This window comes from Clostridia bacterium, assembly GCA_024685775.1.
Taxonomy (GTDB): domain Bacteria; phylum Bacillota; class Clostridia; order Christensenellales; family CAG-1252; genus CAG-1252.
In genome coordinates this window covers 22,679-37,269 of sequence record JAIKVL010000011.1, presented here as the reverse complement: position 1 = coordinate 37,269, position 14,591 = coordinate 22,679, and the positions used below count along the sequence as shown (strand labels likewise).

The following is a 14,591-nucleotide window of genomic DNA, read 5'->3' as shown; positions in this document are numbered from 1 at the left end:
CGGAGGACAGGATGTCTAAGGGCAAGATGACGAAATCGCTCAAAAGAGAACTCGTATGGATGATCGTAAAGATCGCGGTTATATTGACCGCGATCGGTCTTCTTATTGCGGTCAGCCCGTATTTCGCTTTTCTGTTCCTCGCGATCCTCGTTTGGATCGGGATCGATATTTTGATCGGCGTCGCTAAAAAGCCGCGCCCGGTCGCGCCCGAAGGGCAGCCCGACTATAATTCCAGACGTTACGATTATCCCGATATGCTTTGGCTGTTCGAGCATCCCGGGATGAAAAACCCCGATATAAAGCTTTCGATCGACGATATCGAGGAGCATATTCTTCTTGCGACGCTGCAACCCGATTGCCGCTATATCAACTCCCGTTTCGATTGCTTGGATTTTCGCGCGACGCGTCTTTACCGTTTCGCGACGGCGGCGGATCCTTATCTCGAAAAGATCTCTCCTTCGGGAAGAGTCCGCGCTCTGTTGGACGAGACCTTCCTCGGAATGAAGTTTTGGCTGACAGAGAAAGGAAACGACAGCGTTTGCTATTTTTCCGAAAACCACGAGATCACATTTTTCGTCCTCGAATATTTGATCGGAAGAAGATATCCCGATCGCATCTTTTTTAACGACGGACGCACCGGAAAAGAAAAAGCGGAAGAAGCCCGTTCTCGTATGCTGATCTGGTTGGATCTGCGCGGTAAGTACGGTTTTTCGGAATTCTATTCCCACAATTATCTCCCGATCAATTTCGCGCAGCTTTCCCTTTTGATCCTGCACGGCGATCAAAACGATACCCTTCTTATGAATAAAGCGAAAGGCGTGTTGGATATCCTTTGCTTGGATTATGCGCATTGCTATAAAAACGGGACGATCATCGGCGCGCAGGGCAGGGCGTACGCGAGAAACAACATCAACTGCGCGTTCGCGGAGAATAACAGTGATATTCTGATCGACGCGATCTGGAACGAAGGAAAGAAATTCGGCGGCAAATATTGTCACGTCGGTCCGCAAGCCTCGCTTTTCCTTTTGATGTTGCATTCGAGGAAAAAAGACGGGACGCCCTATTATACCGTCCCCGAAGCGATCAAGAACGTCGGGCTTGACAGTGAGACGCGCGTCGTCAAGACTTCTTTCGGCTTGAATCTCGCGGATTTCGAAAAGGAAGATATGATCGGTCTTTCCGACCGCCAAATCATGTTCCAGCTCGGAATGGAAGCGTTTTCCAATCCCGAAATTATCAATAATACGTTCGATATCGTAAACGAGTACTCCCTTTTGAAAAACGAGTTTTTCTCTTATTTCAAGTATTTCAACGCATCTTTCCTGCGCTTTATCGGCATTTTCCCGTTTGTCTCCGCGCTCGTCAAACTCTATCCGAACGGGGTCTGTATCGAGCGCTCGAACGTCTACGCGTATCGCGCGGACGGCTACAAACTTTCCACGCTCGTCGATTATAAGCCCGGAAGCTCGGGCGCGCAGCAGACGACGATGGCGGCGGTCCTCCCGGGCGGCGTAACGGTCTTTACTCATCAACCTTTGAAAGATAAGACCTACCATACTTCTCCCGGCTTTTGGGGTGGCTACGGCGTCGCGCCGCACGCAGTCCAAGACGAGAACGTGACGCTCTTGATCCATAAGATCCCGAAGAGCATTCTCTTTTCGCCGAGCTCGATGCTTCGCTACACGCATACCTATCTTCCCGAAGAACTTTTAGACGAGGTCGTCGTAGACGGACGATACGCTTTCGCGAGAAAAGGAAACGTCCTTCTTGCGCTAATCGGCGCGAGCGACTTTATCTATCTCGATTACGACGCGAAAAAGACGCGCATTATGGAAGGGCTCTTGAAGGATGAAACGAAGAAATTCGAGCTTGTGCAAAGAGGCAGAGTCCAATTCACCGCTTACGAGCTTTCCACGCTCGATAAAGAAGGCTCTTTCGATGCGTTCCGAAAGAGAATCACGGAAAACCCCGTTTCGTTCGACGGGAACGTCCTGACGTATAAGACAGGAGAAAGAGAACTGTCCCTGACCTATGGCGGCGCGTTCACCGTCAACGGAAAAACGCAAGAGACCGAGTATAAGCGTTACGATAGCGATTTCGTCCAAACCGACTATCTGTCGGGCGATATTAAAGTCAGCGCGGGCGGCGCGAGTTGCCATATCAACGTTGCCGAAGGGATCCGCAAAGAACAATAAGCAAAGGAGAGCTTTATGAAAGAAGTAGCCATGTCACTGCAAGCGAAGATCATCATTATCGTCGCCGTCGTCCTCATCGTCGGCTTTATCGTGTTCGGATTGGTTTCGTTTATGCCGATCCCGATGAAGATCAAATGGGAAAAGGTAAAGAAGATCGATTCGAACGTAAAGCTTCTCGCTCCCGGCGAGGGCGGGAACACGACGGACGCGCAAGCGCTCGTGAAACTGAACGAGAACGGAACGATCGACGATTCTCCTTGGAAAATCCTCCAATTCAGCGATATGCACCTTTCTCACGAACTCGAAACGACGAATAACACGATCGATCATTTCATCGACGCTCTCAATAGAGAAAAACCCGATTTCGTCGCGATCACGGGCGATATCATCACGAGAAAGGGCGGGAGACCCCGCGCGAAGCAACTCGCCGAGATCTTTGAAAAGATGGGGATTTACTGGGGCTACGTCCTCGGAAATCACGAGGGAGATTCCAATCCCTTTACCGTTTCGAGAAAAGAGTGCGTCAAGATCCTTTCTTCCTATCCGCATTGCCTGACGCAAGCCGACGTCAAGAAAACCTCGACGGGCGAGAAAGTTTGGGGTAACGGAAACTTCGTCGTCAACCTTCTCGGCGCGGATTATAAACTTTCGCAATCCTTGATCTTTATGGACAGCGGCAACAAGATCTCTTCCGCAGACGCGAAAAAACTCGGCGTGGCGGGCGGAACGTACGATTATTTGAAGGACAGCCAAAAGACTTGGTACAAAGAGCAGGTCGAAAAAGCGATTGCCGCGAATTCGAAAACGATGCTCTTCATCCATATTCCCTTGGTCGAGCAGGGCTACGCGAAATTCCTGAAAGTCGGGACTCCGAAAGAGGACGGTTGGTATTTTGCGGCGGGTAGCGAACTCTCCGTCAACGGGGCGCTGGTCGGCAGCATGGTCGTCAAAGACGGTTGGAATTTGATCGGCGGAACCGCAAGCTATGAAAAATGTTATTGCTCCGATTACAATAACGGGATGTACGATTTGATGAAATCGCTTCGTGCGGGCGTAAACGCTTTGTTCTGCGGGCACGATCATATCAACAGCACCGTTCTTTATGAAAACTACAATGAAGCCACGGAAAAGCCCCTGTTCCTTTGCTACGCGACGTGTAGCGGAATTCAGGGCTATAACCTTTATAAGTACGGGCTGTCGGATAAGGATAACTACATTATGCGCGGCTACAACGTGATCAGCGTGAACGCGGATAAGAGCTTTGATCTCAGCAGCGTTTTGTATGACGTGGAATACGCGATGATCCCGCGCGTTCTCGCGTCCGAACCCGTCGTTCGCTGATCATAACGAAAAAGAGACTTTACTTCGGGAGGAAACCTATGAGTATGGAAGAGACCACTCCGGTCAGAAAAAAAATCATCATTGCCGTTTGCATCGCGCTTTTCGTCATCGTCTGCGTCTTATTGATCCTTTTGTACGCGCCGCAACCGATGCGCGTGGATTGGAGCAGGGTGAAGCCGATCGAGAACAACGTAATGCTGCTTGCTCCGAACGAAGGCGGCAACCCGACCGACGCGCCCGCGCTCGTCAAAATGCAAGAAAACGGATTGATCGACGATTCGCCTTGGCGCGTTTTGCAATTTACGGATATGCACTTGTCCGACAAGATGGACGGGACGGAGCGCACGATCAATAATTTCCTTGACGCGATGTATAAAGAAAGACCCGATTACATCGTCTTGACCGGCGATATCATAACGAGCATTCGCGGCAGATCGAGAGCGATCCAACTTGCCGAGATCATGGAAAAACTCGGGATTTATTGGTCGTACTGCCTCGGAAACCACGAAGGCGATCAAATCTTCGCGCTTTCGAGAGCGGAGCTGATGTCCATCCTCGAAAAATATCCCCACGCGCTTTTGGACGACGACGTTAAAAGAACGGAATCCGGCGAAAAGGTTTGGGGCATCGGAAACTTCGTCGTCAACCTCCTCGGCGCCGATTATAAGGTCGTTCAGTCGATGATCTTTATGGATTCCGGCGACGCGATCACGAAAGCGGACGCGAAGAAAGTCGGCGTGGCGAAAGACAGCTACGATTTCTTGAAAGACAGCCAAAAGACTTGGTACGAAGAGCAAGTCAGAAAGGTGACGAATAATCTGACGAACGGCGTCAAAACGATGCTCTTTATCCATATCCCCTTGGTCGAGCAGGCGAACGTGAAGTACTTGCCCGCGGGCGAAGGAGTCCCGAGCGGTTGGACGGAAGTCCCGAACAGCGAAGTTAAGAAGGGCGGTTCCGTGATCGGAAGAATCGTGATCAAGGACGGATGGAACGTCGTCGAGGGAACCGCGAATTACGAGGGTTGCTGCTCGTCCGATTATAACAACGGAATGTACGACTTGATGAAATCGCTTCGCGCGGGTGTGAACGCCTTGTTTAACGGTCACGATCACATCAATAACTCTATTCTGTACGAGGACTGCGATCCGGGCGAAAAACCTCTCTATCTCGCGTACGGCACTTGCTCGGGCTACGCGACGTACAGCTTATATTCGAACGGCAAGACCGACGATCCCACCAATCTTATGAAGGGATATGCGGTGATCGAGATCAAGGCGGATTCTTCCTTCGATCTGTACAGCGTTTGGTATGAAAAAGACTATGCTTTGATTCCGCGCGTCATCGACGGAATGCCGTATCAAGCGGCGTAAAATACTGCGAATCACTCGAAAATAAAAGAAGAGCGTCCGCCGTTCGGCGGGCGCTCTTTTCGCTTCGATCGGTCAATTCGCGCCGACTTTGCTTTTTACTCTGCCGAGCGTGTAATTATCCTCGTCGCGTTTGCGAAGCGCGGAGACGGGGTGATCTTTGATCTGGTAGCGATAGTCTTCGCCGAGCTCTTGAATGTGTCTTTCGATGACTTCGTGGCTCGCGACGCCCGTCGCGCTTCCGTTTACGCGCTTTTGATAATCGAAGAAATCGAAGGTGTCGGACAAACTGTCCACCGAGGCGAAATCTTCGCGCATCGCGGTCTCCGTAACGGTGTGTTTGAGGACGTTACGGACGTATTCCTTTTGCTCGGAAATTACGAGCAATTCGGGGAAATTCGCATTCGGGATCACTTGCTTCCATTCCCGCTTGTCGTACTTCTTCAAAAGTTCCGCGGCGAAGTGTAAATGGGTCACTTCCTGCAAAAACATTTCTTCCCAAATATCTTTGAGTTTTTTGTCCGTTTCGGTTTCGTAGCAGCTGTAATAGAGATAGGCTTCGGTGTATTCGTGCATCAAGAGTTTTTCGAGCGGAGAGCAGACGGGATCGATCAGAGAACCGTACTGACTGACGTGCTGTTCCTCGATCATTCCGATCTCCTGATAGAGCCGTCTTCCGAGGTCGGATTTATAGAAGCCGCACTGGTTCATATAATAATTCATCGTTTGCTGTTCCGCCGCCGTGATAATATTGACCTGCAATTTCGTAAGCAGGGAAGCGTTCGCCGCGTTGATCGGGCGTTTTACGTCGTCGTAGGGGTGGCGATGTTCGGCGATCGTCGGGCGTCCCGGCATGATCTCGGTATAGCCGCCGACGAGTTCTTCGGCTTTTTCGCCCGTCTCCATATTCATCAAATCGGCGTAGCGATACAGGTGATCGAAGTCTTCAAGCAGCGCGAAATCCATGCAGTGCTTGACGTAGGGATCGTGTTCCCGCGCCGCCATCGTCGCGGTCAGATCCACGGCGAGTTGCTCGTAGGCGATCGTGTTTTCGAGGACGCTTTCGCTGATCGGTTTCAGGCAGGCGATGCGTTTTTGTTGCATTTGCTCCGAGCGGCGAAGCAGGGCGAGATCGCGCCTCAGATCTCCGCGCGCTTCGTTTCGCATCGCGTTATGACCGAAATAGACCTCTTCGAATTCCGTTCCGTTCATCAAAATGATGCGGAGTTTGGAATAGGGATTCGCGTTATGCTTGTCGTAGCTGTATCCGTACAGGTCTTTGCGCTCTTTGAAAGTTTGTTCCATTTCCATCGGTTTTAATTCAAAAGGATTCATCTTTTACCTCCGTATTCAGTATCGCCGATTTCGGGAAAAATAAACGCGGAAGGGCGGTATCACGGGAAAGCGCGGCGATTTCGCTTCGTTTTCGCGCTTTGTCCCCGAAAATCTTTGACTTTCCGATCGCCGTATAATATTATTAAATATTATAAGAATAAAAATGCGTTTCGTACGCCAAGGAGAATTATGAAAGACTATCGTCCGCAGGAAATCGAACCGAAGTGGCAAAAGATTTGGGAAGAGAAAGGATTGTTCAAAGCGAAAGATTTCAGCGATAAGCCGAAATTTTACGGTTTGATCGAGTTTCCGTATCCTTCCGGCGCGGGGTTACACGTCGGGCATATCCGCGCGTTCACCTCGATGGAAGTGATCGCGAGAAAGAGAAGATTGCAAGGCTATAACGTCCTGTTCCCGATCGGGTGGGACGCGTTCGGTCTGCCTACCGAAAACTATGCGATGAAGACCAATCAGCATCCGCGCATCGTTACCGACCGCAATATCAAGACCTTCGTTTCTCAGCTCAAACGCGTCGGCTATTCCTTCGATTGGGATCGCACGGTGGACACGACCGATCCGTCTTATTATAAATGGACGCAATGGATCTTCATTCAGCTGTTCAAGCGCGGGCTTGCTTATCGCAGCAATACCTACGTCAATTTCTGCGAGAACTGCAAAGTCGTCCTTTCGAACGAGGAATCGCAAGGGGGCAAATGCGATCGCTGCGGCTCGCCCGTTATCCAAAAACAAAAGGACGTTTGGTTTTTGAAGATCCGCGACTATGCGGATAAGCTCCTTTCCGGGCTCGAAGGCTTGGATTTCCTTCCGAGGGTCAAGACCGAGCAGGAGAACTGGATCGGCAGATCCTACGGCGCGGAGATCGATTTCCCCGTAACGACGGGCGGCAACCTTCGCGTCTTCACGACGCGTGCGGACACGATCTTCGGCGTCACCTTTATGTGTATCGCTCCCGAGCATCCTTTGATCGAAGAGAACAAAGACAAGATCGAGAATATGGCGGAAGTCGAAGCCTATCGCGAAGCGGCGCGCCGCAAGAATGAATTCGAGCGCGTCCAGCTTCAAAAAGACAAGACGGGCGTTATGCTGAAAGGCGTAAAGGCGATCAATCCTTTGACGAAGAAAGAAGTCCCGATCTTCGTTGCGGATTACGTTATGATGGGCTACGGCACGGGCGCGATTATGGCGGTCCCCGCGCACGATACCCGCGACTACGATTTTGCGAAGAAATATTCTCTTCCGATCATTCAGGTCATCGACGGAGAAGTCGACCTCGAAAAAGAAGCCTACACCGATATTTATAACGGCGTTATGATCAACAGCGATTTCCTGAACGGAAAGCCCGTCAAGGAAGCGATCGCTTCGATGATCGACTATATCGAGCAGAGAAAGATCGGCGAAAGAAAGGTCAATTACAATATGAAAGACTGGGCGTTCAACCGTCAAAGATATTGGGGCGAACCCATTCCTATCGTCTATTGCGACAAATGCGGAATGGTTCCCGTTCCCGAGGAAGAGCTTCCGCTCCGCTTGCCCGATCTCGAAAATTACAAGCCGACGGATACCGGCGAATCGCCGCTCTCTCACGTCACGGATTGGGTGAATTGCTCTTGCCCGAAGTGCGGAGGAAAAGCGCGCCGCGAGACGGACACGATGCCGCAGTGGGCGGGATCGTCTTGGTACTTCCTGCGCTATATCGACCCGAAGAACGACAACGTGCTTGCGGATAAAAAGAAACTCGAATATTGGGGCCCCGTGGATTGGTATAACGGCGGTATGGAGCACGTTACGCGTCACTTGATCTATTCCCGTTTCTGGAACCGCTTCCTTTACGATATCGGCGCGGTGCCGTTCCCCGAACCGTATAAAAGACGCACGGCGCAAGGTCTGCTCCTCGGCAGCGACGGAAACAAAATGAGCAAATCCCTCGGAAACGTCGTCAACCCGAACGAGTGCATCGACAAATTCGGATCGGACGTTTTGAGAACGTATATCATGTTTATCGGCGATTACGAGCGTCCCGCGCCCTGGTCGGATAATTCGATCGTCGGCTGTAAGCGTTTCATCGAAAGGCTTTGGAGACTCGCCGAGATCGTTACGGACGAGGAAGGATACAGCGCGAAGCACACGAGCTCGATCCATAAACTCATCAAGAAGGTCTCGGAAGACTATGAAGCGACGGGCTTCAATACCGCGATCGCCGCGATGATGGGCTTCGTAAACGAGATCTACGCCGATAACTATATCACGAAAGGGGAGCTTAAAACCCTTTTGACGCTGTTCTATCCGGTCGCGCCGCACGTCACCGAAGAGATTAACGAAATGATCGGGAATAAGACGCTCATCGCGGAAAGCGCTTGGCCGGTCTACGACGAAAAGCATCTTGTTTCGAGCGAAGTCGAGATCCCCGTCCAGATCCTCGGAAAACTCAAAGGCAGGATCACCGTCTCCCGCGACGCGTCGCAGGAAGAAGCGGTCGCCGCCGTGATGGATTCGGACGCAGCGCAGGCGCTTGCGGGTAAGACGATCGTCAAAGTCATCTACGTCCCCGGAAAGATCATAAACTTTATCGTCAGATAATGAAAGACGTCGGCGAAAGACTGCAAGAGATCCTCGCGCCGTATCGTCTTTTGAACGTCGGCGAGGGGCATAGCGCGATCAAGACGATCAAAGCGATTCAAACCAATTCGAGACCCAATCCCAAGAGGATGTTCGTCGCGGAAGGCTTTTGGCTCGCCTCTCTCGCGCTGGACGCGGGGCTTCGGGTCGAAAGCGTGATCATCGCGCCCGAATGCGTTTACACGCAAGAGTGCGTCACGCTCGCGGAGAATCTTTTGAAAGTCGCCGAAACCGCTTTTACGGTCAGTAAAAAAGTTTTCGAGCGCGTGGCGGAAAAGGATAAACCGGACGGGATCATCGCCGTTTGCCAAATGAAGGAAACGAAGCCGTCCGACTTGACTTTCGACGACAAAGCGGTCGTCCTCGTCTTGGACGGGATCGAGATCCCCGGCAATATGGGTACGCTTGTTCGCGTGGCGGACGGCGCGGGCGCGGATGCGGTCGTCATCGTCAATCGCAAAGCGCGTCTTACGCACCCGAAATTCATCCACAGCACGATGGGCGCGGCGTTTAACGTCCCGATCGTCGAATTCGAAGACGCGGACGAAGCGTTCGAGTTTTTGAAAAGCAAGAACTTTACCGTCTATCTTGCGGACAGCCGCGCGGAAAAAATGTACTACGAACTGCCGTACGGCAAACGCGTGGCGTTCGTCCTCGGGAGCGAACGCTACGGGATCAGCCGCGCTTGGTACGATAAGGATGTCTCCCTCGTGGCGATCCCGATGCTCGGGAAGTGCGATTCTTTGAACGTTGGCGTCGCGGGAACCGTTCTTTTGTATGAAGCGTGCGTAAAAAATAAAATCGGCGGGAAGCGGTAGCATTCCACACGGAGAGAGATGAAAAGGGCATTGTGTTTGCAAGGCGGCGGCGCGAAAGGCGCCTTTCAAGCGGGCGCGATCAAAGCGCTGAAAGAGCGCGGTTACAAGTTTAACTGCGCGGTCGGCGCGTCGGTCGGTTGCTTAAACGCGGCGATGGTCGCGCAGGGAAAGATCGACGAGCTCTATTCTTTATGGGAGAACCTCGATCTGACGGACGTGCTTCCCGTGGATCGCATCGCGGAGGGCGGCAGGCTTTCTTTCCGCTCGGTCGCTTCGTCCGCCTTTAACATCCTGACCCAAGGTGTGGACACGTCGCGCATTCGCGCGATCCTCGAAAAGAACGTGGACGAGGATGCGCTTCGCTCTTCGAAAATCAATTTCGGGCTCGTAACGGTAGAAGGCGGCAAAGAAAAGAATCTCAAAAAACTTTTTATAAACGATATTCCGCGCGGCAAACTCATTGATTTTATGATGGCGTCGGCGGCGCTTCCTCTTTTCAAAAAAGTCGAGATCGAAGGCACGCGCTATTGGGACGGCGGTATGATCGATAATCTTCCGCTTTCGATGCTCGTCGAAAAAGGCTACGAAAACATTACGGCGATCCGCCTCGGCGGGAATTTGAGTTATAAGCCGAAGCAGGGAGAAAAAGTCAAGATCGAATATATCGATCCCACCTTTTCGGCGGGACAGCTCATCAACTTTTCAAGCGCGACTTTGAATCGCTCTTTGCGTATGGGCTATTTCGACGCTTTGCGCCATTTGGATTCCCTGACCGGTAAAACTTATTATCTGAAATCTTTTACGATGCGCGACCTCGCGAAAACGCTTGCGAGAACGGGCGACTTCATAAATAAAGCGCTCTTGTCGTTCGGGATCTCGATCGGTGGGGACGACAAGGAAAAACTCGCGATGCTGACCCTTCTTTTGGGGCAGATTTTCGGAATGACGAATCGCGCCGCCGATCGGATCTGGATCCGCTTTTTCGAGACCTTCGCCGAGTTTTACGGCGTCGAAAGGTGGAAAGTATATTCTTTGGAGGAATTTCTTCGAGAAACGGCGCTCGCGTTCGATCCCGCGAAACCCACGAAAGGCGATGAAAAACAAATGAAGGCGGCGGCGGTTTTCCGCACGTTTGCAGAGGAGATGAAAAAATGAGTGAAGAAATCGAATTGAAGACAACGGAAACGGAAACGCCCGCGGCTCCCGAAAAGAAGTCTTGCCCGGTAAAAGAAAAAGTAAAGTTTTTCTGTAACCGTTGGTTTATCGACGCGTTCTCCGGAATGGCGCAAGGGCTTTTCTGCACGCTGATCGCGGGAACGATCCTTGCGCAGATCGCCTCTTGGTGCGGCGAGAATTCTTTCGCGAACACGTTAAACGCGATCGCGAAGATCGCGAAATCTTTAATGGGAGCGGGGATCGGCGTCGGTATCGCGAATAAGCTCAAAGCGAAGCCCCTCGTCGTCTTTACCGCGGCGGTCACGGGGCTCGTGGGTGCGTTCGCTTCGGGGCTCGTGGACAGCCTCGTCAAAGGCGCTGCGTTCGCTCTCGCCTTCGGTGCGCCCGGTAACCCGATCGGATCGTACGTCCTTTCGCTCTTTACGGTGGAGATCGCTTCTTTATACGCGGGTAAAACCAAACTCGACATCGTCCTCGTTCCGCTCGGAATGATGATTCTCTGCCTCGGCGGCGTTTTCCTCGCGTTCCCCTTTATCAAACTCATCGAACTGCTCGGAAAGGGCATCGCTCTCGCGATCGAGGCGGGCGCGGCGGTCAAGATCATCGTCGGCGTATTCGTCGCGATCGTTATGGGTATACTTCTGACGATGCCGACTTCTTCCGCGGCGATTTGGATCGCGATCACGGCGGCGGTCTCCGCAAAGTATGCGGACGCTTTGTCGATCGCGGGCGGCGCGGCGGTCGCGGGATGCGCGGCGCATATGATCGGATTCGCGGTCGCGTCTTTCCGTGAAAACGGCGTCGGCGGCTTGATCTCGCAAGGGATCGGAACGAGTATGCTTCAAATCCCGAACATTATGAAAAAGCCCGTGATCTTGGTTCCCGAGATCGCGGCGAGCGCGGTCTCCGGTTTGGTCGCCGTCCTTCTCGACCTTCGCTGCAACGCGGCGGGCGGCGGAATGGGGACGAGCGGTCTCGTCGGCGTCTTCGGCGCGATCGACGCTTCGCAAGCGGCTTCAATCCCCGCTTGGAAGATCACGATCGGCGTCATCTTATGTTTGTTCGTGATCCCCGCCGTGGTCTCCTTCTTCGTCAGCGAACTTTTGAGGAAGAAGGGTGCGATCGCGTTCGGCGATCAAAAACTCGATTGATTGGGGGAGTGAAATGAAAAGAGATCAGATCGATCCTCGTTATAAATGGAATTTGGACAGCATCATTAAAGAATCGGATTGGGAAAAAGCCTTTTCCGATCTTTCCTCTTCGAAAGACGCGCTTGCCGCTTATCGGGGAAAGCTCGCGGATAAAGAGGTTTTGCTCGCCTGCTTGAAAGAAGAGAGCGCGCGTTCGATCGTCTTGGAGAATTTGTACGTTTTCGCAAAAATGAAGCAGGACGAGGACACGGCGCTTTCCTCGTCGCAAAGTCGCGTCGGGCGCATACGGACGCTGGCGGCGGAACTTTCGGGATTGTCCAGTTTCATAACGCCGGAGATCCTTTCCTCTTATTCCGAGAAAGAATTGCTCGAACTCTCTTCGCTCGAAGCCTTTTCCGATTATTCCTACGTCTTGACCGAACTCGCGAGAAACCGCAAGCGTTATCTTTCCGATAAGGAAGAGAAGATCCTCGCGCGCGTCTCCCAAGTCGCGGGCGGCTATCAAAACGCCTTTACGATGTTCGATAACGCCGACGTCAAGTTTAAGGACGTAAAAAACGACGCGGGCGAAACCGTCCGCCTTACGCACGGCGTGTACAGCGAACTTTTGATGAGCGCGAACCGCGAAGTTCGCCGCGGAGCGTACGAGAGTATGTTCTCGGCGTATAAGGATATGATCAACACGATCGGCGCGTTGTATCTCGGCAACATCGAGAAGGACGAATTCTTTGCGTTCTTCCGCGGATATAAGACCGCGCTCGAAATGTATATGGACGGCGAGAACGTCAGTGTGGAAGCTTATTTGAACCTTTTGAAAGGGGTGGAGTCGGGGCTTCCCGCGCTTAAAAAGTATTTGGATTATCGCAAGAAGGCGTTGGGGCTTCCCTCGCTTACGATGTACGATCTGCACGTCCCCGTCGCGAAAAACGCCGACATTAAACTCGAATACGAGGACGCGTACGATCTCGTGATCCGCGCGCTGTCCTGCCTCGGCGAAGATTACGTTCGCTTGCTTGAAAAGGCGAGAGACGAGGGCTGGATCGACGTCTACGAGACCGAAAACAAGCGCAGCGGCGCGTATTCTTGGGGAACGTACACTTCGCATCCGTACGTCCTTTTGAACTACAAGAAGACGACGCACGACGTCTTTACGATCGCGCACGAACTCGGTCACGCGATCCATTCCTATAAATCCAACGCCGCGCAGCCTTTCCCCAAAGCGGGCTATGAGATCTTCGTCGCGGAGATCGCTTCCACGGTAAACGAAATGCTTTTGATCCGCTATCTTCTGAAAGAAGGCAAAGCGGACAGAAATTTCCTTTTAGCCTATCTTGCGGATATGTTCCGAACGACGTTCTTCCGTCAGACGATGTTTGCGGAGTTTGAGAAAGCGGCGCACGAAAAGGTCGAGAACGACGGAACGGTAACGCCCGAGGAACTTTGCGAGATTTATTCCGCGCTGAACGTTAAGTATTACGGGGAAGAGCCGACGGACGAACTCATTCGTTACGAATGGGCGCGTATTCCGCATTTTTACACGTCGTATTACGTCTATAAATACGCGACGGGCATTGTCTCCGCCGCCGCGATCTCCAAGGATATTTTCGAAGGAAAAGAGGGCGCACTCGAAGGTTATATGCGCTTTTTATCGCTCGGCGGCAGCAAACCGCCCCTCGAAATCTTAAAAGAAGCGGGCGTGGATCTGACGTCTTCCGAGCCGTTTGAAAAAGCGGTCGCGCTTTTCTCGGAAGCCGTCTCGGAATTAAGCGGTCATGAAGCGTAAGGCGGTCGCGGTTTTTCTTTTGATCGTGCTTTCGGTCGCGCTCTTTACGGGGTGCGCCGAATCTTTTACTTATTCGTACTACATAGACGAGGTCGGTTCCGTTCATTACGAGTACGTTTTGACCTACGACGCGGACGCACCGGACGCCGAAGAGATCAAAAACAAAGCGATCGCGGTCGCGACCGAGCTGAGCCGAAACGAAAAGGAAAGAAGTAAGATCGACGCGTCCAAGCCCGGCAGAGTCTCGCTTACGATCGTTTATTCCGATCTGAACGAACTGTATATCGCGCGCGGGATCACCGGCAAGGAAAAGCCGGAGCCTACCGATATAAAGAACAAAGGGCTCTATCAATACGCCGAGTCGGAAACGGAAATGTATTCCGCCGTTTCCGAAAGGATCCGCAAGCTGCTCGGCGAAGAGTATGCGGATTATCCCGATCCGAGCGAAATGTATTACGTCTTCGGAACGCGGTTCGCCTCGGTTCGCTCGAACGCCGATCGCGTGGAAAAGAAGGGCGCGATGTATTACCATACTTGGAAAGCGGAATCCGGAAAGCCGCTGAACGTCGTCATTCGAAGCTACGGATTGAACGTAGCTATCGTGTACGGCGCGGTAATTTGCGTTTTCGTATTGAGTCTTGTGATATTATTTGTTATAATAGCTATTACGAACGGAAAAAATCGTCGAACTTTTGCGATCAATCCCGATAGCGGCGCGGGGAATTCGCCCGTAAACGATGAGATCGAAAAGGACGATGTGTTCGATTTGGGAAAAGGAGAGTAAT

Annotated in this window: 10 protein-coding genes; 9 read left to right on the top strand and 1 reads right to left on the bottom strand. The window is 52.1% G+C overall.

Annotated features, from left to right (window positions below; all coding sequences use genetic code 11):
• Positions 1-11: 11 nt before the first annotated feature.
• Genes K5753_02530 through K5753_02520 form a run of 3 tightly spaced genes read left to right on the top strand, consistent with a single transcriptional unit; the run spans position 12 to position 4,909 of the window.
• Complete coding sequence (locus tag K5753_02530; protein MCR4726078.1) at positions 12-2,195, top strand: hypothetical protein; 2,184 nt, start codon at positions 12-14, stop codon at positions 2,193-2,195.
• 15 nt (positions 2,196-2,210) lie between these two features.
• On the top strand, positions 2,211-3,536 hold the full coding sequence (locus tag K5753_02525) for a metallophosphoesterase (GenBank protein ID MCR4726077.1): 1,326 nt from the start codon (positions 2,211-2,213) through the stop codon (positions 3,534-3,536).
• 38 nt (positions 3,537-3,574) lie between these two features.
• Positions 3,575-4,909: a metallophosphoesterase gene (locus tag K5753_02520; GenBank protein ID MCR4726076.1), complete on the top strand. Its 1,335-nt coding sequence runs from the start codon at positions 3,575-3,577 to the stop codon at positions 4,907-4,909.
• A 72-nt stretch (positions 4,910-4,981) separates the two neighbouring features.
• Here K5753_02520 and K5753_02515 read toward each other — a convergent pair whose 3' ends face one another.
• Positions 4,982-6,241 (bottom strand): hypothetical protein, encoded by a 1,260-nt coding sequence (locus tag K5753_02515; GenBank protein ID MCR4726075.1) that lies wholly within the window; start codon positions 6,239-6,241, stop codon positions 4,982-4,984.
• A gap of 189 nt (positions 6,242-6,430) precedes the next feature.
• Between K5753_02515 and leuS the strand changes: the two genes are divergently transcribed.
• The 6 genes from leuS to K5753_02485 are packed head-to-tail and all read left to right on the top strand — an operon-like array spanning position 6,431 to position 14,590.
• Positions 6,431-8,839 (top strand): leucine--tRNA ligase, encoded by a 2,409-nt coding sequence (gene leuS, locus K5753_02510; GenBank protein ID MCR4726074.1) that lies wholly within the window; start codon positions 6,431-6,433, stop codon positions 8,837-8,839.
• Positions 8,839-9,696, top strand: a complete 858-nt coding sequence (locus K5753_02505; protein MCR4726073.1) for an RNA methyltransferase — start codon at positions 8,839-8,841, stop codon at positions 9,694-9,696. The genes leuS and K5753_02505 overlap by 1 nt, the downstream gene beginning before the upstream one ends.
• Before the next feature lie 18 nt (positions 9,697-9,714).
• Positions 9,715-10,851, top strand: coding sequence for a patatin-like phospholipase family protein (locus tag K5753_02500; GenBank protein MCR4726072.1), 1,137 nt, complete (start codon positions 9,715-9,717; stop codon positions 10,849-10,851).
• Positions 10,848-12,023 carry a PTS sugar transporter subunit IIC gene (locus tag K5753_02495; protein MCR4726071.1) on the top strand — a complete coding sequence of 392 codons (1,176 nt, stop codon included), beginning with the start codon at positions 10,848-10,850 and terminating at the stop codon, positions 12,021-12,023. The genes K5753_02500 and K5753_02495 overlap by 4 nt, the downstream gene beginning before the upstream one ends.
• 13 nt (positions 12,024-12,036) lie before the next feature.
• The gene (gene pepF, locus K5753_02490) at positions 12,037-13,806 is read left to right on the top strand and encodes an oligoendopeptidase F (protein MCR4726070.1); all 1,770 of its coding nucleotides are present in this window, start codon (positions 12,037-12,039) and stop codon (positions 13,804-13,806) included.
• Positions 13,796-14,590 (top strand): hypothetical protein, encoded by a 795-nt coding sequence (locus tag K5753_02485; protein MCR4726069.1) that lies wholly within the window; start codon positions 13,796-13,798, stop codon positions 14,588-14,590. Before pepF ends, K5753_02485 begins: the two co-directional genes overlap by 11 nt.
• The last annotated feature ends 1 nt before the right edge of the window (position 14,591 follow it).